The 26,792-nt window shown below is 34.0% G+C and carries 27 protein-coding genes and 2 pseudogenes; 7 read left to right on the top strand and 22 right to left on the bottom strand.

Annotated elements, in window-relative coordinates; genetic code table 11:
- Nucleotides 1–30: 30 nt before the first annotated feature.
- Entirely contained in the window at nt 31–321 is a 291-nt protein-coding gene (locus Q9306_RS19555; protein WP_306201493.1) for a HesB/YadR/YfhF family protein, read from the top strand.
- Nucleotides 322–346: 25 nt separating this feature from the next.
- Here the strand turns inward: Q9306_RS19555 and Q9306_RS19550 are convergent, their stop codons facing one another.
- Nucleotides 347–766 carry an acyl-CoA thioesterase gene (locus Q9306_RS19550; protein WP_306201491.1) on the bottom strand — a complete coding sequence of 140 codons (420 nt, stop codon included), beginning with the start codon at nt 764–766 and terminating at the stop codon, nt 347–349.
- A gap of 110 nt (nt 767–876) precedes the next feature.
- Here Q9306_RS19550 and Q9306_RS19545 point away from each other — a divergent pair, with 110 nt between their 5' ends.
- Nucleotides 877–2,166: a glycoside hydrolase family 18 protein gene (locus Q9306_RS19545; protein WP_306201490.1), complete on the top strand. Its 1,290-nt coding sequence runs from the start codon at nt 877–879 to the stop codon at nt 2,164–2,166.
- Between the two features lie 17 nt (nt 2,167–2,183).
- Here Q9306_RS19545 and tlp read toward each other — a convergent pair whose 3' ends face one another.
- From tlp to Q9306_RS19520, 5 genes are all read right to left on the bottom strand, one after another.
- Complete coding sequence (gene tlp / locus Q9306_RS19540; RefSeq protein ID WP_306201488.1) at nt 2,184–2,417, bottom strand: small acid-soluble spore protein Tlp; 234 nt, start codon at nt 2,415–2,417, stop codon at nt 2,184–2,186.
- A 105-nt stretch (nt 2,418–2,522) separates the two neighbouring features.
- Complete coding sequence (locus Q9306_RS19535; RefSeq protein WP_098918370.1) at nt 2,523–2,657, bottom strand: acid-soluble spore protein N; 135 nt, start codon at nt 2,655–2,657, stop codon at nt 2,523–2,525.
- Nucleotides 2,658–2,699: 42 nt separating this feature from the next.
- A complete protein-coding gene (locus Q9306_RS19530) occupies nt 2,700–2,843 on the bottom strand; it encodes an FbpB family small basic protein (protein ID WP_020061954.1) in 144 nt (47 codons plus the stop codon).
- A 108-nt stretch (nt 2,844–2,951) separates the two neighbouring features.
- Complete coding sequence (locus tag Q9306_RS19525) at nt 2,952–3,842, bottom strand: 3'-5' exonuclease (RefSeq protein WP_306201483.1); 891 nt, start codon at nt 3,840–3,842, stop codon at nt 2,952–2,954.
- A 281-nt stretch (nt 3,843–4,123) separates the two neighbouring features.
- Nucleotides 4,124–4,699 carry a TlpA family protein disulfide reductase gene (locus tag Q9306_RS19520; RefSeq protein WP_306201481.1) on the bottom strand — a complete coding sequence of 192 codons (576 nt, stop codon included), beginning with the start codon at nt 4,697–4,699 and terminating at the stop codon, nt 4,124–4,126.
- A 368-nt stretch (nt 4,700–5,067) separates the two neighbouring features.
- Here Q9306_RS19520 and Q9306_RS19515 point away from each other — a divergent pair, with 368 nt between their 5' ends.
- Nucleotides 5,068–5,547: a hypothetical protein gene (locus Q9306_RS19515; RefSeq protein ID WP_306201479.1), complete on the top strand. Its 480-nt coding sequence runs from the start codon at nt 5,068–5,070 to the stop codon at nt 5,545–5,547.
- 239 nt (nt 5,548–5,786) lie between these two features.
- Here the strand turns inward: Q9306_RS19515 and Q9306_RS19510 are convergent, their stop codons facing one another.
- The 7 genes and pseudogenes from Q9306_RS19510 to Q9306_RS19480 all read right to left on the bottom strand — a co-directional run bounded on the left by Q9306_RS19510 (nt 5,787) and on the right by Q9306_RS19480 (nt 10,292).
- Nucleotides 5,787–6,293: a GNAT family N-acetyltransferase gene (locus Q9306_RS19510; RefSeq protein ID WP_306201477.1), complete on the bottom strand. Its 507-nt coding sequence runs from the start codon at nt 6,291–6,293 to the stop codon at nt 5,787–5,789.
- 63 nt (nt 6,294–6,356) lie between these two features.
- Nucleotides 6,357–7,028 carry an HAD family hydrolase gene (locus tag Q9306_RS19505; RefSeq protein WP_306201476.1) on the bottom strand — a complete coding sequence of 224 codons (672 nt, stop codon included), beginning with the start codon at nt 7,026–7,028 and terminating at the stop codon, nt 6,357–6,359.
- A 30-nt stretch (nt 7,029–7,058) separates the two neighbouring features.
- Complete coding sequence (locus Q9306_RS19500) at nt 7,059–7,535, bottom strand: histidine phosphatase family protein (RefSeq protein ID WP_306201474.1); 477 nt, start codon at nt 7,533–7,535, stop codon at nt 7,059–7,061.
- 64 nt (nt 7,536–7,599) lie between these two features.
- On the bottom strand, nt 7,600–8,847 hold the full coding sequence (iscB, locus tag Q9306_RS19495) for an RNA-guided endonuclease IscB (protein WP_306201472.1): 1,248 nt from the start codon (nt 8,845–8,847) through the stop codon (nt 7,600–7,602).
- 253 nt (nt 8,848–9,100) lie between these two features.
- A pseudogene (locus Q9306_RS19490) lies at nt 9,101–9,181 on the bottom strand (histidine phosphatase family protein); the annotation flags it as partial.
- 63 nt (nt 9,182–9,244) lie between these two features.
- A complete protein-coding gene (locus tag Q9306_RS19485) occupies nt 9,245–9,595 on the bottom strand; it encodes an SH3 domain-containing protein (RefSeq protein WP_306201470.1) in 351 nt (116 codons plus the stop codon).
- 136 nt (nt 9,596–9,731) lie between these two features.
- Nucleotides 9,732–10,292 (bottom strand): hypothetical protein, encoded by a 561-nt coding sequence (locus Q9306_RS19480; RefSeq protein ID WP_306201468.1) that lies wholly within the window; start codon nt 10,290–10,292, stop codon nt 9,732–9,734.
- A 446-nt stretch (nt 10,293–10,738) separates the two neighbouring features.
- Between Q9306_RS19480 and Q9306_RS19475 the strand changes: the two genes are divergently transcribed.
- On the top strand, nt 10,739–11,374 hold the full coding sequence (locus Q9306_RS19475) for a CPBP family intramembrane glutamic endopeptidase (RefSeq protein ID WP_306201466.1): 636 nt from the start codon (nt 10,739–10,741) through the stop codon (nt 11,372–11,374).
- A gap of 220 nt (nt 11,375–11,594) precedes the next feature.
- Here the strand turns inward: Q9306_RS19475 and Q9306_RS19470 are convergent.
- The 3 genes and pseudogenes from Q9306_RS19470 to Q9306_RS19460 form a co-directional block, all read right to left on the bottom strand.
- A pseudogene (locus tag Q9306_RS19470) lies at nt 11,595–11,909 on the bottom strand (GNAT family N-acetyltransferase); the annotation flags it as partial.
- 685 nt (nt 11,910–12,594) lie between these two features.
- Nucleotides 12,595–13,155, bottom strand: coding sequence for a class I SAM-dependent methyltransferase (locus tag Q9306_RS19465; RefSeq protein ID WP_306201464.1), 561 nt, complete (start codon nt 13,153–13,155; stop codon nt 12,595–12,597).
- A gap of 913 nt (nt 13,156–14,068) precedes the next feature.
- Entirely contained in the window at nt 14,069–15,088 is a 1,020-nt protein-coding gene (locus Q9306_RS19460; protein WP_306201462.1) for a zinc-binding alcohol dehydrogenase family protein, read from the bottom strand.
- A gap of 324 nt (nt 15,089–15,412) precedes the next feature.
- Here Q9306_RS19460 and Q9306_RS19455 point away from each other — a divergent pair, with 324 nt between their 5' ends.
- Complete coding sequence (locus Q9306_RS19455; protein ID WP_306201460.1) at nt 15,413–16,039, top strand: class I SAM-dependent methyltransferase; 627 nt, start codon at nt 15,413–15,415, stop codon at nt 16,037–16,039.
- Between the two features lie 157 nt (nt 16,040–16,196).
- Here Q9306_RS19455 and Q9306_RS19450 read toward each other — a convergent pair whose 3' ends face one another.
- Complete coding sequence (locus Q9306_RS19450; protein WP_306201458.1) at nt 16,197–17,477, bottom strand: L-cysteine desulfidase family protein; 1,281 nt, start codon at nt 17,475–17,477, stop codon at nt 16,197–16,199.
- 1,343 nt (nt 17,478–18,820) lie between these two features.
- Nucleotides 18,821–19,594, bottom strand: coding sequence for a Cof-type HAD-IIB family hydrolase (locus Q9306_RS19445; RefSeq protein WP_306201456.1), 774 nt, complete (start codon nt 19,592–19,594; stop codon nt 18,821–18,823).
- Between the two features lie 338 nt (nt 19,595–19,932).
- On the opposite strand from Q9306_RS19445, the gene Q9306_RS19440 reads away from it, so the two are divergent.
- Nucleotides 19,933–20,331: a hypothetical protein gene (locus Q9306_RS19440; protein WP_306201454.1), complete on the top strand. Its 399-nt coding sequence runs from the start codon at nt 19,933–19,935 to the stop codon at nt 20,329–20,331.
- A gap of 99 nt (nt 20,332–20,430) precedes the next feature.
- On the opposite strand, the gene Q9306_RS19435 is transcribed toward Q9306_RS19440, so the two are convergent.
- From Q9306_RS19435 to Q9306_RS19425, 3 genes are all read right to left on the bottom strand, one after another.
- Entirely contained in the window at nt 20,431–21,633 is a 1,203-nt protein-coding gene (locus Q9306_RS19435; protein WP_306201451.1) for an L-lactate MFS transporter, read from the bottom strand.
- 137 nt (nt 21,634–21,770) lie between these two features.
- Nucleotides 21,771–22,511, bottom strand: coding sequence for a LytR/AlgR family response regulator transcription factor (locus tag Q9306_RS19430; protein WP_306201519.1), 741 nt, complete (start codon nt 22,509–22,511; stop codon nt 21,771–21,773).
- Nucleotides 22,489–24,255 carry a sensor histidine kinase gene (locus tag Q9306_RS19425; protein WP_306201449.1) on the bottom strand — a complete coding sequence of 589 codons (1,767 nt, stop codon included), beginning with the start codon at nt 24,253–24,255 and terminating at the stop codon, nt 22,489–22,491. The genes Q9306_RS19430 and Q9306_RS19425 overlap by 23 nt, the downstream gene beginning before the upstream one ends.
- Nucleotides 24,256–24,574: 319 nt before the next feature.
- Here Q9306_RS19425 and Q9306_RS19420 point away from each other — a divergent pair, with 319 nt between their 5' ends.
- On the top strand, nt 24,575–25,378 hold the full coding sequence (locus tag Q9306_RS19420) for a hypothetical protein (protein WP_306201447.1): 804 nt from the start codon (nt 24,575–24,577) through the stop codon (nt 25,376–25,378).
- Nucleotides 25,379–25,678: 300 nt separating this feature from the next.
- On the opposite strand, the gene Q9306_RS19415 is transcribed toward Q9306_RS19420, so the two are convergent.
- On the bottom strand, nt 25,679–26,792 hold a 1,114-nt coding region (locus Q9306_RS19415; protein ID WP_306201445.1), incomplete at its 5' end, for a sigma-E factor regulatory protein RseB domain-containing protein.

Raw genomic sequence — 26,792 nt, 5'->3', positions numbered from 1 at the left:
GAAAACGCGATTATGTTGGAGGAATACTAGATGAACATTTCAGTATCAAAAGAAGCACTAAACTGGTATAAAAACGAGCTTGGTTTACAAACCGGCGATAGCCTTCGCTTTTTCGTACAATATGGTGGATGTAGCACCGTGCAAAAAGGTCTTTCATTAGGAATTCGTAAAGATGATCCAGCTACTCCTGTTGTACAATTTCAAGAAGATGGTATTATTTTCTTTATTGAAGGCGATGATGAGTGGTTCTTTGATGGGCATGACTTATCTGTTACATTTAACGCTGATGATGAGTTCCCGCAATTTCATTATGTAAAATAAAAAACGTGGCCTACGCCACGTTTTTTTATTGCTTTTTAATTTTCTCGTACGTCTCATACCATTCTGGGTACAATTTTTTAAATGATACCGGACGAAAACCTTCTTTTTTGGCACAAATATTCGTTGTAAACGCGGTAATGCAACGCTCACCGTTCCCATTATAAATTTCATAGCCATATACAACGCGTAGTGGACTCACAGACTCTATCCATGTTTTCACAATAGCCTTTTCTCCGTAACGCATTGCTTTTCGATATGTAATTTGTAAATCAAGTACAGGAGATACAACCCCATCATTCTCCATTTCCACATACGAAAATCCTAAATCTTGAATTAATTTCGTACGGCCAAGTTCTAACCATACTAAATAGTTTGCGTGATATACAACACCCATTTGATCTGTTTCTGCATAACGGATGTCAATCTCCTGTTCTGCTATAAACATTATTTTAACTCCTTCTCGCTTGCATTTCTTTCTACACCTTTAATCATAATACAGAGAATCTGAAAATAAAATAGAAGCGATGGATCTTTTTCCCTTAAAGGAGTGAGCATATGCTACAAATCATAACTGTACGAAGCGGCGATAACGTGTATAAATTAGCTAAGCAGTACGGAACAACAGCTGAAACAATTGTGAAGGATAATGGGTTAAACCCAGCTGAAACACTCGTCGTCGGGCAAGCATTAATTGTGAATACACAAGGAAATACCTACTATGTACAACCAGGTGATAGCTTATATAAAATTGCCTTAACCTACAACGTACCTCTTGCCAGTTTAGCAAAAGTGAATCATTTATCATTAAAATCCAATCTCCAAGTCGGACAGCAACTATATGTACCAAAAGGGACAAAAAAAATTATTGAATCGATTGCCTACTTACAGCCATCCACAATCCCGATTAAAGAAAGCTTAATTGCTTCCACCAAAGCGATCAATTCATATTTAACCTATTTGGCTTACTTTAGCTTTGAAGCCAAACGTGACGGAACACTGAAAGAACCTACACAAACATCTGAAATTGTCGCAATTGCCAAACAAGGGCAGACGATTCCAATGCTGGTTATTACAAATCTTGAAAATGGAAGTTTTAGCTCTGAATTAGCAAGCATTATTTTACGCAACGAAACCATTCAAAATACGTTTATTACAAACATTTTACAAACCGCTCAAAAATACGGAATGCGTGATATCCACTTCGATTTCGAGAACTTTGCACCGGCAGACCGCGAAGCATATAATCAGTTTTTACGCAAAGTAAAAACACGTCTACCAAAAGGATATACACTCAGTACAACTGTCGTCCCAAAAACAAGTTCAACCCAAAAAGGTCCAGCTGCAGCTCATGATTATAAGGCACAAGGTGAAATTGTTGATTTCGTTGTCATTATGACATACGACTGGGGATGGCAAGGTGGACCGCCTCTTGCAGTATCTCCAATTGGTCCTGTCAAACAAGTCATTCAATACGCAAAATCACAAATGCCGCCGCGGAAAATTATGATGGGGCAAAACTTATACGGATTTGATTGGATTGTTCCGTTTAAACAAGGAAATCCTCCGGCAAAAGCGCTTAGTTCTATTGCTGCTGTTTCACTTGCTCGGAAATATAATGTCCCAATTCAATACGATTTCACTTCTCAAGCTCCTCATTTCAATTATTTCGATGCAAATGGAGTAAAACATGAAGTATGGTTTGAAGATGCTCGGTCTGTTCAAAGTAAATTTAATTTAATAAAAGAACAAGGAATTCGCGGTATCAGTTATTGGAAAATCGGCTTACCTTTCCCGCAAAATTGGCGTCTCCTTACTGAAAACTTTTCTATTACAAAAAAAGGCTGACAATTGTCAGCCTTCTCTTACTGATTGCGATATGCAGCTTCCTCTTTAATCTCTTTTCGCATTCCTTCGATACTTTCCATGCGGCGCTCATTTTTCGCTTCAATTGCCGCGCGGTCTTTCTCATTAGAAAACTCCGCAGCTTCCCTTGCTTCGTTCATATTTTCAATTGTGTTATATACCGCCTCTTGCAATTTTTCAACATTATCACTGCGATCATCTGGGTTTGGACTTGTTTTATATTGTTCTGGCATCCTGTCTTCCTCCTTTATTGAAATTACATACAACATTAGTTTGTAAAAAAAACCTTTAATTATGTATGCAAAAAAAGAAGGAGAATGATTCCATTCTCCCTCTTTCTAACCGTTATCAACAATCGGTTGTTTCCCTGATTTATCTTGCATTTGTTTCCCTTTATTACCGCCTGCTGCTCTTGATTGCGTCCCAAGCTGATTTGGTGCAAAATCTTTTGGATTTTTCTTTGGATTACCCATAATATCGCCTCCTTACAACTAGTATCATTCTAGTTGTAAGAATTATTCAGCCTGCTTAAAAATACGTATTTCGTAGCGCTTCTCTAATTTTTCTTCAATCCGTTCAATCGCATCACGATCATTGAGCAGTTGTTGTTTATTTTCTTTCACAAGCTCTTCAAACGATTTTCGCCGAGTTCTTCTCATACTGTTCACCCTCACTTTCGTGTTACTAGTATGAACAGTAAAAAAACACTCTAATCAGATTTATGAGAAAATTTTATTTTTCGTACTTACAATGCAACTAATTTCACTTTAGGAGCGCTGTAATGTTTGCATTCCTCTCTCATACGCCTCTAAAATCACAGCTTCAAAAGCAATTAAATCTTCAGGCTGATCAATCATGATTCTTGTAAGGCCCCATTCACTTTTCGTAGCAGCTTCACATAAAACGTTCGGATACAATGCTACTATTTCAGCTTGCTCTTTATTTGTTAATACGTATCTTTTTCTACCCTTTAGCTTAATTCTTGCAAATGAACTCATTGCTTTAATGTCCAAATAATTCCCGACACTGGCTTGACAAATGCCTGTTATATCTTTATTATGCTTTTCCAATATTTCTTTTACAATCTCATATGCTCTTTCTTCTTCCTTTGTTACTCCTTCAGAAATCACTTTTTTTACTTTTCCATCCTTTAGCTCTACACACTTTTGATATACAGCTGCACAAGTGAAACAATCATCTAATGCATTATGAGAGGCAACTTTAATTTGTAACAATCGCTTTAGAGTTTCTAATTTATGATTCGGTACATGTTTTATATATCGTTTTGCTAAACTAAGTGTATCAATCACGGTATTTTTCGGTGTGCCAAGTCTTAATCGTTCCATATTACTCTTTAAAAACCGCATATCAAAAGAAGCATTATGAGCAATAATTGTATCTTCTCCAAGAAATGAAACAAACTCTGGTAAAACAATATCAATTGTCGGCGCAACTGCAACATCAAAATTCCGAATCCCTGTCAACATTGTAATACGACTTGGAATCATTTTCTCTGGGTTCACATACGAAACAAATTGATCCGTACAGATATGATTTCGATATCGAATTGCAGCCATTTGAATAATGCTATCTTGAAAAGGATTGAACCCCGTTGTTTCAAAATCAATTACAACATAATCTCCAGTAAAATTCCCCATAACCTTCTCCTCAGCTTTTTTATTTCTATTATAACTTAATATAATATAAGAAACTCTATTATATATATCCATTTTCATTTTACAACATGACCTGCACTCGCTTACTCCTTTTCTTTTAAACCTTGCATGTGGTAGAAAAAGGACCTGACCGCTTCTATGCACGGCCAGATGCTCTCGCCCACCTATAAAAAGAAAGGGGCCTTTATGTCTTTTTTTAACTCCCTTATATAGCTTTTAAATAGAAAGTAGGAATGGTACACATTCCATTCCTACTTTTATCTTTACTTTAAATTTGCAACTCTTTTCTCCATTTCCTGCACCGTCATTGGTCCAATAAATTTATCTTGAATAACACCATTTGTATCAACAAAATATGACGTTGGAATCGTAATGACTTTATAAGTAGTTGTTACTTTTATATCTGTATCAAGAAGAACCGGGAAGGTAATCCCTTTCGCTTCTGCAAATTTCCGAACCTTCTCTTTCCCATCAGTTCCCTCTGACACTGTATAATTTACCGCTAATATTTCTACATCCTTCTGATATTTACTATAAAACTCCTGCATATCTGGCATTTCTTGCTGACATGGACCGCACCATGTTGCCCAAAAGTTCACAATAACCTTCTTACCCTTTAAATCAGAAAGCTTTACCTTAGTACCGTCAAGCTTGGACAATTCAAATTCAGGTGCCACTTTTCCAATTTCAATGCCATTTTGTGCAATTACTTCTTTTTCATCCTCTGTACTTTGCTTCTGATCATCTGCTACTTCTACTTTCTCTTTCCCAAACTGCTCATAAATTGCATAACCAGCTAAACCTAATAACACAACAACAATTGCTAATTTTCTCCACATTTACATCATTCCTTATATTTTATCTTTGTCCCCCAGGTCCTCAAAAATGAAAGTTTTACTTTATTTTAGCTTATACGGAGAAAGATGGAAATATTCTCTATGGGAAGAAAAGCATATTCTCGTGAAAATGCAGGAGTTTTCTGTTGGTGAATTGTATATTAAAAGTGTAAGATTCCTCAAAAAGGATGTGTTAGAGATAAAAAACGAAAAATATTGCAGCATATTGGTTTCTTACTTGCTCTTTGTCCATTAATCGGGAAAATTATTTTAAAACCATATACAATAAGCTTATATATTACAATTCCACTTTTCATATACGCATTTCTATTCCAATTCTTCGATACAATCATCAAACCAAAAGAAAAATAATGAAAATTAAAGGAGTGATTATCATTTCAGAGATTACACAAATAATAATTACTTGGGCTGGGTTCTTTGCTCTTATTTTTCTCTTAATAAGAAGCGTAAGAGTTATACGGCATCGTAATTGGCAAGCATTTATAACAATACATTTCGGAAAAGATTTCATCATTTCTTTGAATATATGGATTATATTACTTTGGATTTTTTATGCAAACTTTCCAGGAGAATTTACTTACATACTAGACTTCTACTCCAGAGACTCCTTTCTATTTATAGCCATGGAATCATTATTAATCGGTATGATTTGCGGAGCGGCTATTTACTTCTTTACTAAAAATAAATACGGCAGTATTTTTTTAAGTGTTCCATTTAGCGCATTATATCTTTTTATTGAATATCGTTACTCATTTCATCTGTTTTTAATGGTAATTGAATTGAGTATGTCGTACCTTTTCATTAATTGGATAGAAAAGAAATACAAATAAAAATTACAATTTAAGATTTCATATTATAATGAGATAGTTTGAATCAAAATAGTCACTCTCTATTTATTATTATTTCTACTATCTCATCTACTAATTTTATTTCATTGAAATTAAACAAATAAAAATATAGAAATCTAATTAGATTATCGATGCTCAGTTTGAAATATTTTTATAAAACAATAAATTTTAGAATCATGACTGTCTAAATCATAAAAAATACATAAAATTATATCTTTGAGTTATTGCTTTAAATACAACGCCATCAAAACATTATCCGCATATCGTCCATCCTCAAACTTAATCTGCCGTTTCTCTCTTCCTTCTTCTTTGAAACCAAATTTTTCATATACTTTTATTGCTCTTTCGTTTGTTGAGAAAACTCCTAAACAAATTTTTTCTATACCTTCTTGTGTTTTTGCCCAGCCTATTAATTGTGAAAGCAGTTTTGTTCCTACACCTTGATTACGATAGTCTTCTAAAATTCCCATTCCAAATAAGCCAGTATGATTTAAGCGTTTCATAGAATTTCTTGTAAACACTAAAAAACCAACAATACGTCCACCGTCTTCTGCAACAAATGTTACGCCGCCTTGCTGACTGTTTGTAATGGTTTTCTCTCTCTGCGCTTCAATATCAACATGAAACTCTTCGCTTGTAGGAATAAAAAACTCATTTTGAGAAATAATGCTCCTTCGAATACATAAAATTTCCGCTGCATCACTTTCTGTTGCCTCTCTTATGAACAATTCAATCCCCCCCTATACGACTTTGTTTAATTTAGCGTTTTTTTCTCTGTATCCTTTGCTTTATTAAACTTCTTGGAATGTATTAACTTTGGACAACAACTCTTGTAAATCCTCAATAACATGTTCATCCGTAAAAGACTGTCCCAAAAATGTGTCCTTCTTCCATATTGCATACATGCCTACATTTCTAGCCCCGATTACATCATTCTCTGGGTGATCTCCTATGTAAATACTTTCTTCGGGTTTGACACCTAATCTTTCTAAAGCTCTTAGGAAAATTTCAGCTTGTGGTTTTTTCATTCCTTCTTGCTCGGACACTAATATGGTATCCATATACTTCTCAATCCCAAGAGAACGAATATTCAGTAATTGAAATTCAGTAAATCCATTTGTAATCATACATAATAATAGCCCTCTATTTTTGAGCTCTTGTAAAACATTCTCCATATGAGGAAAAGGTGTACAGTGATGTTGAAAGTTGTTTATATAATCCTCTAATAATTGCTCCCAAGTTAAGCTGGAAATAGCATATTCTCTAAGTAATTGCTCATATACTTTGTCTTTCCACACATAACCCTTATTATCTAATTCAATAAACCTAGTTACATATTGTTCTTCAGATATATGCTTAAATTCATCGATATACCTTTTATATTGATCTCTAATAAAAAGTTTTAGAGAATGGTCTCTGTCTAATAGAGTTCCATCTAAATCAAAAATAACGGCTTTAATCATAAAATTTCTCCTTATTTCAAAATTTTGAGATTATTTGAAGTTGTATACTTTATATTCTCCATTATTTGATGAAATTCTTAAAATATTACTGTCTTCCAGTATCCCTTCAAAATAAGCAGCAATACAACCTGTTGTACATCTATGTCCGGATAATAAAATATTTAACTCTTTTTTGCCATATTTACTTTCAAGTTCATTCATAAAACCAAAAACTCTTTTCACATAGCTATTAGGCTCTTCAACGCCATTATAAACACTAGAATCAGGAACAGCTCCAGCTATTTTCACTTCACCTTTTTTTAGTCCGTCAGCTTCTCCTAAGTCAAAAACATTAAGTCTTTCATCAATTATTACTTTTATACCTGTTGCTATCCCCGCTGTTTGAATTGCTCTTTCTTGCGGAGATGAAAATATGTAGTCAAATTTTATATCTTTCAATTTTTCTCTTAAACCTTTCGCTTGCTCTATACCATGTTCATTTAACATATTTCCGAAAGAAGTTTCCATCTTCAAGCGCGTGACGGGCAAGAGCCCAGCGGTAAGGTGGGGATGAATTTCGGTTAAGCATAGCCTAACTGATTTGTAAGAACTTCCAATTGTTCGTATGGTGTATACATTCTATATCCGATATCTTCACTTGTTTATAAGATTTGGAAGAATTTTGTATATAATGCCCATGTATATCTTGTACGTATATCATTTTCCCTGTAAACCCTGTCACAAATCCTATTTGACCAAACACTTTCACTTTATCACCCAAATAGATTCCATCTATATGCGGTGTATTTTTATTATTCCGTTTTGCACTTGTATTCTTTGTTTTCCTTCCTTTTCTTGCGGTTGCTTCATGTAGGGACCGTTTTTTCTTTCTAAATTGCTTGATGCGAAATTCACCACTTTGATCATATTCTTGCAAATGTTTGGGACTTGTAATCGCAATTGCGTCATTTATATGTGTTTTGCCTAATCCAAGTTCTTTTCTCTTTGGCGTGGTGTAACTACCATACGTAATTTCACAATCCAAACGTTTTATGATCTGAAGACGCAATAGATTCATAAAGGCGGTCTCTTTATATTGTTTTGGTTTCTTAAAAACATGTTTGATTTTTCCTTGATGAAATTTTTGATGACATTCATCATGCACTGTTACAAGATTATCTGCCATATCTGAACCACCATTGCAGCGTTCGATAATATGATGCGTATGCAAGATGCCACCTTGTTTCTTGCAAATTTGGCACGTATAGTTATCTCTCGCAAATACGTAATATCTTGTATTCCAAAAACCAAAAGCATCTCCTTGTTGATATTCGATCCCTTGTATGTCAGGATTTTTTAGCTTTTGCGCATCAAATTTCCCTACTTCAACAATCACTTTTGGTGAAGGTAAGAGTGACTTGAATATTTCAATCCAATGAATTTGGTTATCCACTTTGCTTTGAATCGATGGTGGCAACCATCCTTCTTTCTTTTTCCGATTGAGAAAACGTGCTTTGCGATACCTTGTTTTTCGTTGTCTTCTACCTCTGCGTAATGTAGCTCTCAATGTAAGATTATCTTTGACGTCTTGACGTAACTCAATGGTTCCTTTTGCTAACACTTTGTCTTCAGTGGTAATCGCAATGCCGATATATTTTGCTCCACTGTCAACACCGATTGTAACGGATTGCACCGCTTCACCTGTGGCATATTGCAATTGAATGGTAAACGGAGTGTATCCCATAATCTTTGCTTTTCCTTGTTTGAGAAGAAGCCGCGCCTTACGATAACTGCATGGCATGAGCGGTTCTCCCCTTAAATTCTTGACAAATACACGCATGTTTTGTCCCTCCTAAGAGTTTGTTTCCCTTCGCCAATGTTTGTAGGTGTTGGCAACTTCTTATACAAGAAGGCATGTGGTTGACCGTTCCTTCCCAATCAGAACTGTTACAGAGCCACCATAGAGCCAAGAACTAGGGAATCATTCTTGGGTATGCAACCTACGAACGGAGTCTATCAAAGACTAAAGCTAGACAACCAGGGCTTTTTTCAAGCCCCCACTTCAAAACATGTTAGCGTTTAAGTGGTGGGTAGTTGACAGGTAAACCCGCTCTTCCTTGTAATCTTCCTTCTTTGTTCAAATCTGTTTGTCCGTGTCTAACTACATAAATCACTGCTTCAGCCTCCCCGTTACTTGCAAATTTTTATTTTCTCTGATTTATGGCTCTTCTTTCTATTTATATAGTAAGCTTTACATTTTCTTTTGGTACCCATCCTTTTTCTAGAGTAAGAACTCTTTGCCAAATCCATCCGTTAAGTTCTTTTAACCCGACCAGATGTTCATCTTCATCAACATTCAACTCTTTTGCAGTATAATTTCCCTTCGCAATACCTTCTGTTCCTTTCCATTGGATAAGTTGCGCTGGAACCCAACCTGAACTGTTTTTATCTACTGTTATACAAAAGTACCAATTATCCCATTTTTCAGGTCCATTATATTTATCCCCAATAATAAATGACTGTCCCTGAACTAAGCTAATAGGATTCGGATAATTCGTCCTATATTTTTGTATAACTACATAATTCAATTCGAACCCCTTCTTTCTTATTTACACTTAATTAGCAATACCATACATTTACGCCACCTATTTCCTGTAAATTCAACAAAAAGTATATCGAATCCTTTTACATAAAAAGCAAAATGTACACACCATTATCTGAAAATCATTCTTGCACTTTCACAGACATACTACCAATCGTATCCGCTCCATTTTTTAAAGTTACTTTTACATTCCCCGATTCTTTAAACGTGTAAGGAGACAGTTCATAAATTTCTTTGATTTTAAACTTCTTATTCACGTCTTGTTTCGCTGTATCCGTAAGCAAAGACATTTGCGGCTCCCAAACTTCTGCTTTTCCAGATGGATAAGTGATAACCATTCGAGCATGAGCTAGACGAATATCTTCCCAAAGTGTTATATACATGTGCGTTTCTTTTCCTTTTTTAATCAATTCATCAGAATAATAACCTAACTCCCCAATGTTTCCAAAGACAGTATATTTCTCATTACTTACTGTAATATCCATATAGGGAAGTTTATACGTCATTTTATGATATATACCGTAAGCAGTACAAAGAACACCAATTGCTGATAATCCTAAAAGAAACTTTTTCAATTGTTTCCCTTGAAAACTTACCATCATAGCAGAGTTTGGAGTGATTTTTTCTGCTAATAAATAAACGAGAACTACAATTAAAAGTCCACCCCCGATCACAATATACATACAATTCCCTCCTTTGATATAAATAAGCAATCGTTTCTTTTTTATGAATCTCGTTCCTTATAGCACTCTTTCACACCGTCCCTTCATTTTCCTGCGCATTAAGAAATAAAGAAACTTACTCATTTGCAACAATCAATCGTTACTTACAAGAACTTTCTTTAAAATAATATGTATATTATAGCTTTGAAATAAAGTTTCATTAAAAGAATGTCACTTCTTATCTGAAAAAGGATAAGAAGTGACATTTTTTGAATGCTACTAATAATGTTGCATTATGTTCACTTTAGATGTATATGATATACAACTAATTTTTCTAACCTCAAACCATCATAACATGGTAAAATTTTAAAATAGAGGGAAAATATTCTAAAATCAAATAATACTGGATGTGAATCAAATGCATGAATTGCAAAGGAGTTCCTTGTGAGATGGGGTGATAAATCGATATGAGCTACCTTATTGCTTTGGTACTTGCTGTTTTATTAGCTTTTTCATATAAAATTATTGATATTACAGTTGGCATTATTATTGGCAGAACGTTGTACCAAAAGATAGAAAATGAGATTATTTATATATGGGGAACCCTGCTGACAGTAATTAGTTATTTTTATGAAGATAATTATGTATTCCGTTTACCAATTCACTACGAACCAATTGTTCTATTAATCTTGATTACCGCGATAACGAATATTTTCATTTCGCGATACTCAGGATATAAGCCGATCGGGAAAAAGAATATCTTAAACTTTGTAATTATATATCCTATTTTTGAAGAAGTAATTTTCAGAGGGATGATTATACCAATACTTAACAATTCATTCCCAATATACCCTTTTTATGAAATAGCGTACATACCAGTTACAGTACCGATCCTAATATCTTCCTTTCTATTCGCTATAGCTCACTTACAATATTACAGCTTTAATCAGACTAGCATAAAATTTATGCTGTTCGCATTTTTCGGGGGAATCATATTTGGTATGATTACGGATTACTCACTATCAATTATTTTTTCAATATTTTTGCATGTGGAGTTTAATTTACTTTCAGTATATTACTCAAAAAAGAGTACAGCAAATTAATAAATAAGTTATTATGCTTATAAATGGATTACTAAAACCTTATTTAAAAAAAGATAAGAATTGAGATTTTTTACTACCGTTAACGAATTTTACGTCAACTAGCACCTATTGCGAGGGCTAGTTGTTTTTTTACAGTAGCAAAGATGAGATTCTGTCTTAACGTACGCTAAGGAACCGCCTTTTTTTATGTTCTTGCTTAATATTAAGTTCAATAAGATAATTAGTTTCTAAATTCACATAGAAAACGTTCTACACCTGGATACTTTTCACCTAAACTTGTTATCTCGAAACCGTATTTTCGATAAAAATCCACTGCATCATTATCCGTCTCAGCATAAATCAGTGAATATTTATTAGAGAAATAATTAACCATAGTGCTACCAATACCTTTACCTCGTTGAAAGGAAGATACTGCAATATGCTTAATTTCGCACTCTTTTACACTAGTAATTTCAATACCTATACAGCCAACAATTTCTCCTTCAAGTTCAAAACTATATAATTTTCGGTTTAATAGTTTTAAATATTTTCCGTATTCTTGTTCAACTTTAAAATCTGATGTAGCGAAGGATAAAAGTTTCCTCCTTCTATATTTATCGTTTAAAACTTATAGTTAGAGTGTTTCTTCTACGAACAAAAGTCTACTGTTTCCTATATACTGTACAGCGCCTTCTGTACTTATACTGCTTCCTAAATTGCAAAACACAACTAAAACATTTCTTTATATTTCCAATTATATCATCCACCAAAAGACAAATACCCTTTTAAACACTTGGAAGTATTTTATATTTCAAAGCTACCATTCATAGTTGTGATTGTTAGCTCTAGTTGTTTCTTAAAAATAAAGTTTGTTCAAAAGTACTTACCAATCCCTTATTTTGTGGTAAGTAAAGAAAATCCATTTTGAAAAAGGATTAATCAAAATGGATTTCTATCAAACAGATTTAAGTTTTCATTTTTAGTAAAAAAGAAATTACACCATTAGACTCCCTACGACCACTACAAACAACTTAACATTAAGAAGCCGATTGTTCCCTTAGCGTACAGGAAATAGGCTTTTTCTTTATGAAATATTGCTTAGCGTACGAAATTCGGAAAATGTGCGTCCTCCCCCTTATTGAATGAAGATATCTTTACCGCAATAATTACAGCACAAACAAAAAAAGCCGCATTTGCGACTCATGAATTTATAGAACTAACGCATGCGTTAGTTGAATTACTTACCGTTTAATCGCATCAACAATTAGCGATGGAAAACCAAGTTTATCTCCTTGATTTCTAGAATCATACCTTTTTGAACGGAAAATAACACCATCGTTCGCATCCCATTCGTTGTAATAAAATTGCCCATTTTCATCACAATATTCAAGTAAAACTACTTCAAATCCAGCAGTTTCAAACATTTTAGTTAATGTTTTATAATTATGAACTATTTTATGGCTTGCAGCTGGATGATCTTTAGGTCCAGGTCCGCCTACTTTAACTATATTTTGGTAGGTTTCATCTGGGAAAAATGCATCAGGGACACCACAACGAATATGACCTGATGGTTTTAAAAACTCATAACAAATTTTAGCTGCTTTTACACCTTCTTCAAAAGTAAGATGTTCCCATACATGCTCAGCTAAAATAGCTGAAATGGAATTATATTCAAATCTTTCTTCCCAGGTAGTTTCAACTAATAAGTTAAGTTCAGCTTCTTGAGTTTGAACCCAACCTGGATTATTGTTAAATGCTCCAGCTCCAACTACTACTTTAATTTCGTTTTGTTTTATTACCATCACTTTCACCTCACAAAAACTTTAATTCATAAATATTTTCTATGTTTACTATAAGTTTTCCTTCTTCAACTAAACTGCCAGTTAGTTCAATAAAAAAGATGAACTAAAATCCCTTCGCCACTTAGACAAGTTATTTCAGTTCATCTTTTTAATAAACGGTACGACTTTCTTTAAAACGATGCATCTTTGTTTCAAACCGACCATTTAAGTATTCAAAATGATCCCCATAATGAATAAACCATACCACCAACAAAAAATGCTAAACCTAAAGCAAAAACAGTCAAAGCGAGTATTACATTCTTATTATTTTCCATAAAATTGTCTCCTTGTAATTTTATATTTGTTTAATTTTTTATACTAAAAAAACCTTTAGTCGTAATTATGACTAAAGGTTATTATCATCATACTTCTCGGTTTATAAAAGTTTATATTACCCATTCAAATTTTTGTTAAAATATAAATAAAATGGAACGTGAATAAAAGAATGGAGTGAAAAATGTTGAAAGAGAAAGTATGTCCTAAGTGTAATGGTAATCAAATTGAGAAAGGGATTATAAAAGGAGGCAACGGGGTAGTTCATATGTTTTCCTATAACAATCCAAGAAGTCAATCTTCACCAATATCTTCACATTTTTGTTTGAATTGTGGATATATTTTAGGTTTATATGTTGAAAAACCACAAGTCTTTTAAAGTAGAATATTAAATCAGTCAGTATATTAGTTGAAGAAGGAATACAAAGCAGTCCAACTTTTTTATAAAACAACAGTTTAATTTACCATGGAAAAAGCTTGTTTTGGTAGTTTATCAAAATTAATAACAATATTTAAAACCTACACATAATAAAAATAGAGCTGTAGTACATACAGCTCCATTCTTCATATTTCATTCTCATCAATATTCACTTATATACTTTTAGAATGCCTCCAAAACAATCTTTCCAATCGTACTTCCTGTTTCAATTATCTCATGCGCTTTTCTAATATTAGCCGCATGAATTGGTGATAACGTCCTGCTTAAAGTCGTCTTAAGCACTTTTTGATCCAGTAATTCACTAACTTGATTTAACAAAAGATGTTGGTTAATCATATCTTCAGTTTGGTACATAGCTCTTGTAAACATAAATTCCCAAACAAATGCAGCACTTTTACTTTTTAATAACCCTAACTCTAACGGTTTCTCATTTTCTACAATCGAACAAATCTTTCCTTGCGGCTTGATTACTTCTGCCATGCTGTTCCAGTGTTGATCTGTATTATTTAAGCAGAAAATATAATCAACTTCATCTATTTTCATTTGGGATAATTGTTCTTTAAATGATTCATGGTGATTGATAACATAATCAGCACCGAAACTTCCCACCCATTCTCTCGTTTCTTTTCGAGAGGCAGTTGTAATCACGTTAAGGCCAGCCCATTTTGCTAATTGAATAGCAATAGAACCTACACCACCTGCACCGCCGATGATTAAAATATTTTTCTGTTTATTCTTTTCCTTATTATTAATATCAATTGCTAAGCGTTCAAACATTCCTTCCCACGCTGTAATTGCAGTTAATGGAATAGCAGCTGATTGTGCGTGAGTCAAATTTTTCGGTCTCGCTCCAACAATTCTCTCATCTACTAGATGATATTCACTATATGTACCTGGTCGAATAATACTTCCTGCATAGAAAACTTCATCACCTGGTTGAAACAACGTGCAATCTTCCCCAACTTCTACAACAACGCCGCTAGCATCCCATCCGAGTATTTTATACTCTTCCTCTTTCTTGTCTTTTGGTGCTCGAACTTTTGTATCAACCGGATTAACCGAAATAGCATGAATTTTTACGAGTATATCCCTTCCTGTCGGTACTGGACGTGGTAATTCAATATCGACTAAACTGTTCTCATTTTCGATAGGTAAATATTCTAATAAACCAACTGCTTTCATGTTCATTTCCTCCGCTTACTAAAAATTGAACTTCTCCTTACATTATAAATTGTAAAATCAAGTTATGTAAGAAGGCACATTTATGTCACATAGTATCACCAGTGTTACTATAGATTTCCACCTTTATAAGAGATATAAACCCTTTCAGAGTGTAAAACCCAAAATCCTTGAACTGATTTTTAACACAAGTGCAGAAGGTTTTCAAAATTTCAAATCGAAGTTATTCATTTAGTACATATTGATTGGAGTGATAACAATGATAAACATGAAGATTACTTATACATTGGAAACAGAGGTAACGCATTTATAAAGGAGGAAATTTATTTGCTACGGACGTTTGAAACTACTCAAAAACTTTTTAATGATTGGGCCAAAACATATGATGAAAGTTTAGAAAATCCAAATGGCCCACTTTACGGATACAATCACAGTTTGAATGAAGCAAAGCATTTGCTTCATACTAGCGATAAAGATAGCATTCTTGACATCGGAATCGGTACAGGTGCTTTTGCAGCTTTAGTAAGTAAAAATGATTCAAATATTTTTGGAATTGACTTGTCAGAAAAAATGTTAGAACAATGTCAAAATAAACATCCCAATTTCCACTTGAAAACTGGGACTTTTACGAATACAGGACAAAAAAGCGAGAGCTTCGATTCTGTTATCTCAAGCTTTTGTTTTCATGAAGTTTTACCTGAACAAAGAGAAGAAGCATGCAGCGAAGTATATCGCATCCTAAAGCCAAATGGGACTTTTCTCTTATTAGACATTATGTTCGCATCCAAATCTGCTATGGAAGATGCAAAACAACGAATAGGAAAACAGTGGGATCCAACTGAAGATTACCCACAAATCAATGAACTTGATACAATGTTAAGAGTGCGCGGTTTTTCTAGTTTAAATTGGAGACAAACAGCCCCATGTCACTGGGCCGTACTAGCATATAAATAAGCTGCAGGGAGAATAACAATGAATTTACGTTCTTTTTTCATCGGTCTCTCAGCTGTTATAACCTCTATATGAAATAAAATATATATAAAAGCTCAGTTGATAAGAAAAATCATCTGAGCTTTTATATATTTATATCTTACCCTTACTTTGTTAACTACTATTTTCTTTTATTAATCATCATCTCTAGCATGATCTTATCCATATTAGGTGAACCTTCATTTCCTAATCGGCAAAAGTTCTCAATTGTTTTATCAACATCTGCTTCGATAAATCCATCTGTAGCAGAGATGCACATTCCTTGTGAAGCTAACAGTGCAGATTGTACAGCTGCACTTGAACAAGTTGCTACTTTCATCGCACATCCTGCTTTTGCTCCGTCACAAATCATTCCTGCCACATTTCCAAGTGTATTTTGGATTGCATACTTTATCTTTTCAATATCTCCACCTAATAAATACGTAATAGCAGCCGATGCACTTGCACCAGCAACTGTTACACCGCAAAGTGCAGACAAACGTCCAAACTGATTTTTAATATAAATCGCTAATAAATGACTTAGCGTAACAGCACGAATTAGCTCTTCTTCCGAAGCATTTAATTTCTCACCTGCGGCTACTACAGGCATCGTAACAGCAATCCCTTGATTACCACTTCCTGAGTTAGCCATTACTGGCATTGTCGAACCGGCCATACGTGCATCTGAACCAGCAGCTGCTAATGCCATCGCATGAGTTGTTAAATCATCTGATAAAATTCCTTTCAAGACATTTGCCTTTAATGTTTTTCCAACTTGTAAGCCATATTCATTCGACAAACCATCTAGTGCCACATTACGATTCAGTTCAATACTCTTTTTTACAAGTGCCAATTCCTTTACATCTACAGTCGTAACAAATTCATATATTTCTGGAATCGTAAGTTCATCACGTTCTTCTTCAGAAGTGGCAAAGTGAGTATTTCCACATCCATTCTTATAAACAAGCTCCCCATTCGCTTCTACTAATGCGATAAATGTGTGATTATCCCGAATAATAGCCCTTGCATATCCCTCGTCTGTCGTAACCTTCACTTCAATGTATAGCTTTTTAGACGTATCTGCTAATTCTACAGAAACTTTCCCCGCTTCTACTAAAGAGATTGCTTGTTCTTCATCTTCTTCTGAGATTCCGGCTAACACTTCTAAATCTTTTTTGCTATCTCCTGCTAACACCCCTAAAGCAGCCACAAAGTCAATTCCAGTAGCCCTCATTCCTGGTATACCAACCGCCATTGCATTTTTAATGACATTTGTACTCGCAAATACTTCGATTGACTGTATGTCGCCCTTTATATAATCTCTTGCAGTAGCTGCGGCTAACGCAATCGACACTGGTTCTGTACACCCTAAAGCAACGACTAATTCTTTCTCTAACACACGTAACATACTATTCTTGTTCACAAATTGTCCCCCTGTCTTTCAACTACCCATCATGTGAAATGATGAACAAGTTTTCGCAAAAAAATTGTTTTTATCTTTAATCTTCTGTAAATAACAGTATATAGTTGGCTCAGATGTTTTTAACATCTTCATCCTTCATTACTCCTATACTCGCCTGTATTTAACTACAATAATAATAAATCATCATGATAATTTATTATTATAATTTAATAGTATAACAATGTGTAAGCGATTACAAAGGATTTTTAAACCCTTTTAACATTTTTTTCTATCTCTAGCTATTTGCATTGCAAGCAAGCCTTTAAGAGGGACGAAAACGATTCAAAGAATGAGGGGCACTCTGGAAAACCAATACAAACAAAGAGGTTATTTTTTAAATTCGGCGTTTATATCCCAAATTTTATTTATAAGAGGGCTTGCCGGAGAATCCAAAGAGGGTTAACATTTTCCTCATTACTAAAGCCTCCTTTATAAATATAGCAAAGATATGACACGGAATTTAGCCATTTTTCCCGACAAATGGAATCTTTACTGTTTCACAATTAGATAAAAAATCATTTATATGTATTCTACTTATATTAAGTTCATTTGGTCACAGACTGAGCAGAAAAAATTTAAGGTTAAGTCAGCCCTTCAAAGGTTCATTATTCATCTATTGAATATAATTAAAATTTTCAGTACAATAATTATAAACATATGGAATTTTATAGGAGGTTGCTTGTGAGGGACTTCATTGTAATATTTTTTTCTATTCTGCTTTCCAATCTCATTTCCAAATTCATATATTCCTATATCGACCTGAATTACAACGTATTTCGAGATAAATTCGACATTTTATTATTTACAATAGATTTCGGGGTTTATATCATCATTTTTCTAGCAATATACTCTCTTTTACGTAAATTTATAGTGAAAGAAAAAAATTGAATTGCTCTACTCCTTTTCTTATTTTATATAAAGGATTTTGTAGTTTTCAAATTAGGAAGCGATGAGGTGAAATAAAAATTAAAACATGTCCTAAATGCAGTATCAAAATAAAAATGACAACCCTCTTTTTACGAAATAACACCCATAAGCTTGTTTGCCCAAACTGCAATACAACATTACATGCAACAAAAAAATCTTTTCTCATCTATGTCCTATTTCATTTACTAACTTGTCTATTAATTTTTATAAGTCCAATGACCAATCCATTTCTTATCCTTGCCATATGGATCTTAATTTCAACTTTTATAATTCAACCAATTGCTTTTTTCTATGAAGAAACATAATATTCTTTTTCCATACTCGAATGGGCAGAAGACAATTATCTAAAGAGTTTATATGTCCTTTTTTATTAATCCTTAAATAATCCCGTACTTTCTAAGAGCAAAGTCGACCCCATCTTCACCTGACTTTTTCGTGACGAAATCTGCAACGGCTTTTAATTGTTCATTCCCATTTTCCATAGCAATCCCAAGTCCTACTAATTCCAACATATCTATATCATTTCCTCCATCTCCAAACCCAACAGCCTCTGATTTATCAATGCCAAAATACTGTAAAACACTTTTGATTGCTAAAGATTTTGATACTTCTTCTTGTAATACATTTAATACAAATGGATGCCATCTGCTAAATGTTAAATGTGGAAACTTATGAATATATTTCTCTACTGTTTCATCAGAAGCATACAAACACATCAAATAAACCTCTTGATCATAAATATGTTTATTTATAGTTGGATAAGCATTCAATGACAATGTTTCGTTCAATGCTGTTAGAATTTCTTTATCTTCTACACCGTTCATACTAAAATCTTCTGTAAAGAAGGACAGCCCGGTATTCTCGATATATGCAAATTCAACCACTTCTCGAATAATATTTTTATCCATTGGTACTTTATAAAGAACCTCTTGATTGTGCTTCACATAAGCTCCGTTTGCTGTAATAAATGTATCAACTCCTAATTCTCTTATTTCATCGCACATCGATAACGGTCTTCCCGTTGCTGCAACTACCCTTATCCCTTTATTCTTCAATGCTTTTATAGCTTCTTTCGTATTATTTGAAATACTACCATTTTCATGATGTGTAAGAGTTCCATCAACATCAAAAAATACAATCTTATAATTCATAATGTAGCTCCTTTAAAGATGAATATATAAATAAGAAGGCAAATTCCCAAAAACTAAAAAATCAGAATATTAACCCCTCTGATAATATAACCTTAAATATATTAATTTTCAACATTTCTAGAAATAAGAAAAACATAACGTGTTGTGAAATAAAATGTTTAATCCTAATGACTTGATAATTCCACTAATACATACTGGTTATCAATGGAACTATCCAATTTCTATCCCTCTTTTATTCTGCTATAATTTTATATTGGGCTTCATTATGTTTATAGGGGAATCAAGATGAAAACACTTAGATTTATCTTTTCTATCTTTTTATTACTTATAATAGTAGGGTGTCAGAAGAGATTTTAAAACAGGTCGAAAGTCTCATACAAAGCGAACAGTATGAGAAAGCAATAAATTTATCAGAAGGACCTTTAAAAGATAAAAAAAATAAAGAAGCACAATCACTTAAAGAGCAAATTACAAAGATGCAAAATGCTTTAAAAGCTGAAGATCAAAACGAATTTGATTCGGCCATATCCATATTTAATGATTTAAAAGATAATAAAAATAACATAGATAGCATTGTATCAAAATCGAAACAGCATCTTAAAGATTTAAATGATAAAAAAGAATATCAACGTGAGATTAATACTAGATTAGATTATATTGAAGAACTTATACATAATCAAAACTTTGAGGAAACTAGTAGTATATTAGAATCTCTCACAACTGAAATTTCAACATAAGAAGAGGGATTTACTTTTCATTAGAAAAGCGAATCCCTCTTCTTTTATCTTTAAACTTTAAATAAGTCTCTTTTTAGAATACAATGAAGATTGGAATACTCACGCTGCACTACGATAATCTTTTTGTTTTTCTTTTTGCTGACTAGGTGGTCGAATGAAAATAGCGATAATAAATGACACAATACACAATGCGCCAATTACCATAAAAGTTGGTTTAACCCCACCTAGAATTACACCGATAAAGGAACCTGCGAGTGCGCCAAGACCAAAGCCCTGATACACGACACCATAGTTTTTACTATGATTTTTCAGACCGAAGAAATCACCAACAATGGCCGGGAATATCGTGATATTTCCACCAAAACAAAATGCAACGCTCGCTACACATGCGAAATAGATACCATAATTTAAATCCACAAAACTAAGAACAAAAACCGACATAGCTATAATGACAAACGTTGTGGAAATAATTTTTAAACGACCGATTTTATCTGATAACGGCCCTAAAATAACCCGACCAACCGTATTAAAGATTGCAACCATAGCGACAGCATTCGCTGCTGTTGCTGCGTTAAGACCTACAAGTTTAACACCGATATCTTTTACCATACCAATTAAGTATAAACCACTCATACATGATGTGAAAAACATAATAAATAACAGATACACTTCTTTTGTGCGCAGCATTTCTCTTACTGTAAAGTCATGACTTTTTGTTTCATGAACTGTATCTTGTTCAGCCGCTTTATGAATAAAACAAGCACCGATCACTATCATAACTGCAACAATTAAGCCCCAATATAAAAACGCTTGTGATACACCAAATGACCCAATGAACTTTGCGTTAATGTATTTAAAAATTAGGCTACCCGCACCATACGCGGAGACAGATATACCAGAAATTAAGCCTTTACGCTCTGGAAACCACTTTATTAAATTGGATAGTGACGTAATATAGGCTGTACCATCTGCGTAACCTACAACAACGCCTGCTAGTACATAAAGCATTGGTAATGAGGAAACTTGTGAACTAAGCATCAAGCCAATTCCTAAAGCTAATCCGGCTATCATAATGAGTTTACGAAGCCCCAATTTCTCTTGTAATTTACCCGCAAACAAAGTTGAAAATGCTAATGAAAAGCTAGTGATTGAGAAGGTTATAGCAACAGCGTTAAGACTCCATCCGTATTTACTCACTAAAGGCTGATTGAATAAGCTCCATGTATATATCGTTCCAAGTCCCATTTGGACAATGACTGTACCGAGGACAACAAGCCATGGATTAATAGATGATTTTTTCATACTATCCTTCCACCTCTTTCGATTTGATGCCTTTATTGTATAGGATGTAAACGATTGTGTAGGCACTTACAACACAGAGCGTCAAATATATGAAATCAATTACAGAAAAAGAAGGGTGAAATGCAAAAAGCTGCCCGTTAAATACGGAGCAGCTTCTTTAATTCTTTTGCATAAGTACGGCTTACAGGCACTTTTGAATCCTCTTTCATAATTAAATTATAGGTAGAATTAAACCACGGCTGGATTTCAGAGATATGATTTACATTTACGATAAAACTACGATGCACACGCAGAAAATTCATTTGTGACAATTTCTTTTCTAATATAGCAAGCGTATCGTACGTTACATACGTATCACAAATCGTTTTCACAATTACTTTTCCGTCCACCAATCCAGCATATACGATATCTTCTATATTCACTAATACAATCGATTCATCAATTGGCAGCGCTAATTTTTTCATTCTGCTAGATACATCTGACGCATGTACTTCTTGTTTCTCCTCCATTTCATGTTGCTTTCGTTTTTTAAATTTCTTAATCGCTTGGACAATGCGCTCTTCGTCAAACGGCTTTAAAATATAATCTAAAGCATCTACTTCAAATGCCTGAATGGCATATTGATCATAGGCCGTTGCAAATACAATAGCAGGTGGATTTTTCATCTTTTTTAGTATATTAGCAATTTCAAATCCATTTTCATCCGACAGCTGAATATCTAAAAAAACAAGGTCCGGTTTACTTTCTATCAACTTCTCTAACGCTTCTTCTACACTGTCTGCCTCATCAATAATATCGACCTCTTTCGTTCGATATAATAAATATTTCAATTCATCCCGTGCCAACATTTCGTCATCAACTACTAATACTCTCAATATCACTTCCTCCTTTTCTTTGAATTGGAATCGTAAAGGAAATCTCCGTCCCTACTTCTAGTTCACTAACAATATGAAGCGTTGTATCTTTTCCAAACAAACCCATTAACCGTTCATTAATATTAAATAATGCTGTTCCCGTTCCTTTTTTTGACGATACAATTGCTTTTCCTAACCGCTCTAATCGTTCCGGTTCAATCCCTTGACCGTTATCTTTTACTTTGAAATGCACGCTGCCCTGCTTGGCATAAACATGAATTTCAACTTGACATATAGGCTGTTTTTTTGAAAATGCATGACGAAGAGCATTTTCTACTAATAATTGCAGCACAAACGGTGGAAGCAAACTATTATGCAGTTCATCTTCAATATACATTTTCACTTCATATTTATTTGGAAATCTTGCCTGTTCTAACGACATAAACGCATGAACATGATTTAATTCTTGTTCCAATGGAATAAGAAGCTGCCTTGCACCTTGTAAATTACAGCGAAAATACACGCTTAACTGTAACAATAATTTCCTTGCTTTCTCTACATCTGTACGACATAAAGCAGAGACTGTATTAATCGCATTAAAAAGAAAATGAGGGTTAATTTGTGCTTGCAGCGCCTTTATTTCCGCATCTTGCAACAATTTACTTTGCAGTTCTGCTTCTCCAAGCTCAAGCTGCGTTGAAAAGATTTTCGCTAATCCTTCTGCCAGCTCTTCCTCTACGGGGCTTAATGAATTGGGATTTTTAAAATAAAGCTTTAACGTACCGATGGTCTTTCCACGAGATGTGAGCGGAATCACGATTGCCGCTTGTAATAAACACCCTCCATGCTGACAATTAATCTCTTCGCGCGACTTTGCTTTCATAATCTCCCCGTTCTTTAACACCTCTTTTGACAATTCAGTAATTAAACTATGGGAAGAAATATGATGATCAGACCCTAATCCAACATGTGCTAATATTTTTTCTGTATCTGTTAAAGATACTGCATCTGTTCCTGTAAAGCGATAGATAATTTGTGCTACATTCATACATGATTCTTCCGTTAATCCTTGGCGAAAATACGGAAGTGTTTTATCAGCAATGCCCAATACTTTATGCGTTTGTAATGCCTTCGCATGTTCTTCTTGTCGTATAATGGACTGAATCATTGACAATAGAATAAAACTTCCGAAAGCATTTACGATAATCATTGGGATTGCAATTGTTTTCACAATGCTCCAGCCGTCATCGATTATGACAAGAATCATAAGCATTTCCAGCGATACCATACAGATGCTAAGCACTGCAGAAAACTTAGGGCTTACAACACGATTTCGTTTTTGATATAAATAGCCAATATAACCTGTCACAATTCCAGCTAAAATAGAAGAGATTGCGCAGCTCAATGCAGTCGTTCCCCCTAGCACATAACGATGAATACCAGCTATACATCCTACTCCTATTCCAACAATTGGACCTCCAAGTAACCCGCTAATCCCAATTCCCATAATACGCGTATTTGCAATCGTACTAGAAGAAGAGACGCCCCGCAGCCAGTTATCATTCAAAATCGTATTACCAGAAATCTCAATCCCTGTGTAGTTGCTTACAATTGCAAATAACGAAAATATGCCAATTAACATAAAGTTTCCTTTATAGCCCTCTTGCTTATGCAGCAGCCAACGGAATGTCTTAATATGCGAAAGTAAATATCCTAAAATAACGATTAAACCAACACGTTCAATCATCATCAATAATAAATCACTCATTTTATGTCCATCCTTCATGTATTTTTCATTCAATATATTACATCATTATGCCTATCAAGGTCTATATATAATAGAAGGAAATAGGCACCAAAAAGGCTGTTATATCAATATTTTCAAGCAATCTCATTACTTAAAAAAATACAACTCCAAGCCCTTTCGGACACTGAACATTGGTTTAATCCACTTTCCGAAATCGTGACAATCAAACACATACCTGTATCAAAATGATGTTAACACAACAATTGTTGCGTTTTAAATAACGAGAAATATTACTAGCTTAAGTTAAAAATGGTAAAATGTAGTTTAAGGAGGGGGAAGAATGAGGAAACTAAAAATAACTGTTTTTATCTTATTACTGAGCATACCACTATTCCTATTAAATGGTTGCTCTACAGACACAAAACTATTTGAAAAACCAATAGGAGATTATTTGTCCGAAAACTACGGGATAAAGAATGGGGAATTTAAAATTCTTTCTGCTGATAGTGCGTTTGGAGTTTCTGATCATAACACTTACGTGGAAATAAAAAAACCATACCACACTGTTGCTTATTTAATTGTAAACAGTGACTCCCATTATGAAGTAGTTAAAAATGAAAGCGATGATGTTTTTCTAGAAATATTCAAAGGGGCTTATGTCGAACAGCATCGTGATGTTTTGAAACAATCCGATAAGATGATAAAAAAGTATAACTTATTAAGTGAATCTCCTACCGAATATGACAAAGGGAAACAAAATTTCTATTACTATTTACATATAAATATAGATGAACAACAAGAAAAGGAATTAATTGAAAATTTCAAACGTGATCAAAAAATAAACACTGACAACATAATGAAAACGTTAAAAGATAGTACACCTAGAGATCATGCTAATTATATAGGAGTCATCAATTTTAGTTACTATTACAATACCTACAAAAATAGTGAAACTGTTCCCAATGCTCAAAATATTATGGATGATTTCGAAAAGAGCCACGTGTTAACAGAGGGTATTTATAACATAGCAGTTAAGGCCATCTATTCCAGCCCTAATGAAATATCAGAAGTAATGGATGATCGTCGTAATAATAATGTCATGTTTATCGTGGATAAACATGGGAAATTCGAAATATTAAAATAACTATAGATTCTTGATAAAATACGCCAATTGTTGTGTTTTAAATAAGGGGCGACTTCCCACCAGGAAGATAGCCCCTTTTTTTGAGTTGTGGCCACTATAATCATCACTTCTTATAAAGCTCTTAAAAATTCATCATGATGCTCAAACAGACCAACATAAGCATCTAACATGCTTGCCATTCCATCTATTCGCATCTTAGCAGCTTGATTCTTTACTGGTACAATTAAAATCCTTTGTAAGTAGTCCGCTTAAAACTCTGAGCGTTTTTTTCTTTACCTATCATTCAAAGAAGGTTACACTTCACTCGTAAACAATTTTAAGACTCTCTACCTTATATCCCTCCGCTAAGGCAGAGAAAGTAGAGTGTTCTTTTTGCGGGGATACTTTCGCTAAGAATAACGTCCCCTCTTTTCCATTAACTTTTATATAGTTAACCAAATACCCCTTTTTAGCATGAATATACCACTTACCGTCGTGCTGCAAAGTCGTTGTTTCATTTGGTTTTTTCTTTGCTTCTTCCCATTGTGCTTTAATTGCTTCAGGGACGAGATTATCGATATTCCCAGTCGTCATTTGCGGCTGGTTCTTTTTAAACATTTCTTCTTTCTGGTATCCTTTTAAATCTGGTGTAAATCTTTTACTATCAATAGGAACATTGATTTCTAGGCTTGTGGGATATAAATAATCAGCCACCTTACCAGCCGCATCGTACGTTTCATACTTCACTAGAATTCCCGTATCTTTATCAACCCAAAAACGGAAGGATTTGTTGATTCTTTTATTGATATTCCCTTTAATGACAAGCGTATTATGCCCCAATAACTGTTCGTTTTGTTTTTCAATCTCCCAAGTATTCAAATTCCTTGTATAGTTTGAAGCTATTTCATAAGGGAATAGTGAACTCATTGCTTCACCAATAGGAGGTCTCTCCCGATAATTTGTTACATCCTCCCCTTCACTATTTACTGAAAATGCATTTTCAATCTTTAATGGCTTGGAACGTTTTTCTTCATGGGCATTTCTCATTTCTCTATACATACCTGTATTTTCTTCAATGTCCCATATTGTACCATTTTTGTAATAACGAGATGCTACTTTCTCTATTTCATTGTTCACATTAGTAGTTTTACTATAACCCCCTGCTTTATTATGCAAACTGAGTTCATAGTTTATTAATCTTTCACCTGGAGCATTTGCTTGATAAACTCTAAACTCACCTTTTGCAGTTTCAAAATTATCAACTGTATTCAGCATTTTCGTAAGTATCTCTTCTTTCGTCATATCACCAACATATTCTTCTTGCTTAGGGGGAGTATATTGTTTAATGCAAAATAAAAGTACAGAGTATTGCGAAGAATTCGCACATAGCATGAGTGCATAAAAAAAAGGCTTGCAAGCTCTTCCATTACCCTCT

The organism is Bacillus multifaciens (assembly GCF_030756675.1).
Classification (GTDB): Bacteria; Bacillota; Bacilli; order Bacillales; family Bacillaceae_G; genus Bacillus_A; species Bacillus_A multifaciens.
This window is presented reverse-complemented; position numbering and strand designations above follow the sequence as displayed.

What these genes read in the sequence shown, in the direction of transcription:
- Q9306_RS19555 (WP_306201493.1), top strand. Translation starts at nt 31, where the DNA reads ATGAACATTTCAGTATCAAAAGAAGCACTAAACTGGTATAAAAACGAG.
- Q9306_RS19550 (WP_306201491.1), bottom strand. Translation starts at nt 766, where the DNA reads ATGTTTATAGCAGAACAGGAGATTGACATCCGTTATGCAGAAACAGAT.
- Q9306_RS19545 (WP_306201490.1), top strand. Translation starts at nt 877, where the DNA reads ATGCTACAAATCATAACTGTACGAAGCGGCGATAACGTGTATAAATTA.
- tlp (WP_306201488.1), bottom strand. Translation starts at nt 2,417, where the DNA reads ATGCCAGAACAATATAAAACAAGTCCAAACCCAGATGATCGCAGTGAT.
- Q9306_RS19535 (WP_098918370.1), bottom strand. Translation starts at nt 2,657, where the DNA reads ATGGGTAATCCAAAGAAAAATCCAAAAGATTTTGCACCAAATCAGCTT.
- Q9306_RS19530 (WP_020061954.1), bottom strand. Translation starts at nt 2,843, where the DNA reads ATGAGAAGAACTCGGCGAAAATCGTTTGAAGAGCTTGTGAAAGAAAAT.
- Q9306_RS19525 (WP_306201483.1), bottom strand. Translation starts at nt 3,842, where the DNA reads ATGGGGAATTTTACTGGAGATTATGTTGTAATTGATTTTGAAACAACG.
- Q9306_RS19520 (WP_306201481.1), bottom strand. Translation starts at nt 4,699, where the DNA reads ATGTGGAGAAAATTAGCAATTGTTGTTGTGTTATTAGGTTTAGCTGGT.
- Q9306_RS19515 (WP_306201479.1), top strand. Translation starts at nt 5,068, where the DNA reads ATGAAAATTAAAGGAGTGATTATCATTTCAGAGATTACACAAATAATA.
- Q9306_RS19505 (WP_306201476.1), bottom strand. Translation starts at nt 7,028, where the DNA reads ATGATTAAAGCCGTTATTTTTGATTTAGATGGAACTCTATTAGACAGA.
- Q9306_RS19500 (WP_306201474.1), bottom strand. Translation starts at nt 7,535, where the DNA reads ATGGAAACTTCTTTCGGAAATATGTTAAATGAACATGGTATAGAGCAA.
- iscB (WP_306201472.1), bottom strand. Translation starts at nt 8,847, where the DNA reads ATGCGTGTATTTGTCAAGAATTTAAGGGGAGAACCGCTCATGCCATGC.
- Q9306_RS19480 (WP_306201468.1), bottom strand. Translation starts at nt 10,292, where the DNA reads ATGTATATTGTGATCGGGGGTGGACTTTTAATTGTAGTTCTCGTTTAT.
- Q9306_RS19475 (WP_306201466.1), top strand. Translation starts at nt 10,739, where the DNA reads ATGAGCTACCTTATTGCTTTGGTACTTGCTGTTTTATTAGCTTTTTCA.
- Q9306_RS19465 (WP_306201464.1), bottom strand. Translation starts at nt 13,155, where the DNA reads ATGGTAATAAAACAAAACGAAATTAAAGTAGTAGTTGGAGCTGGAGCA.
- Q9306_RS19460 (WP_306201462.1), bottom strand. Translation starts at nt 15,088, where the DNA reads ATGAAAGCAGTTGGTTTATTAGAATATTTACCTATCGAAAATGAGAAC.
- Q9306_RS19445 (WP_306201456.1), bottom strand. Translation starts at nt 19,594, where the DNA reads ATGAATTATAAGATTGTATTTTTTGATGTTGATGGAACTCTTACACAT.
- Q9306_RS19435 (WP_306201451.1), bottom strand. Translation starts at nt 21,633, where the DNA reads ATGAAAAAATCATCTATTAATCCATGGCTTGTTGTCCTCGGTACAGTC.
- Q9306_RS19425 (WP_306201449.1), bottom strand. Translation starts at nt 24,255, where the DNA reads ATGAGTGATTTATTATTGATGATGATTGAACGTGTTGGTTTAATCGTT.
- Q9306_RS19420 (WP_306201447.1), top strand. Translation starts at nt 24,575, where the DNA reads ATGAGGAAACTAAAAATAACTGTTTTTATCTTATTACTGAGCATACCA.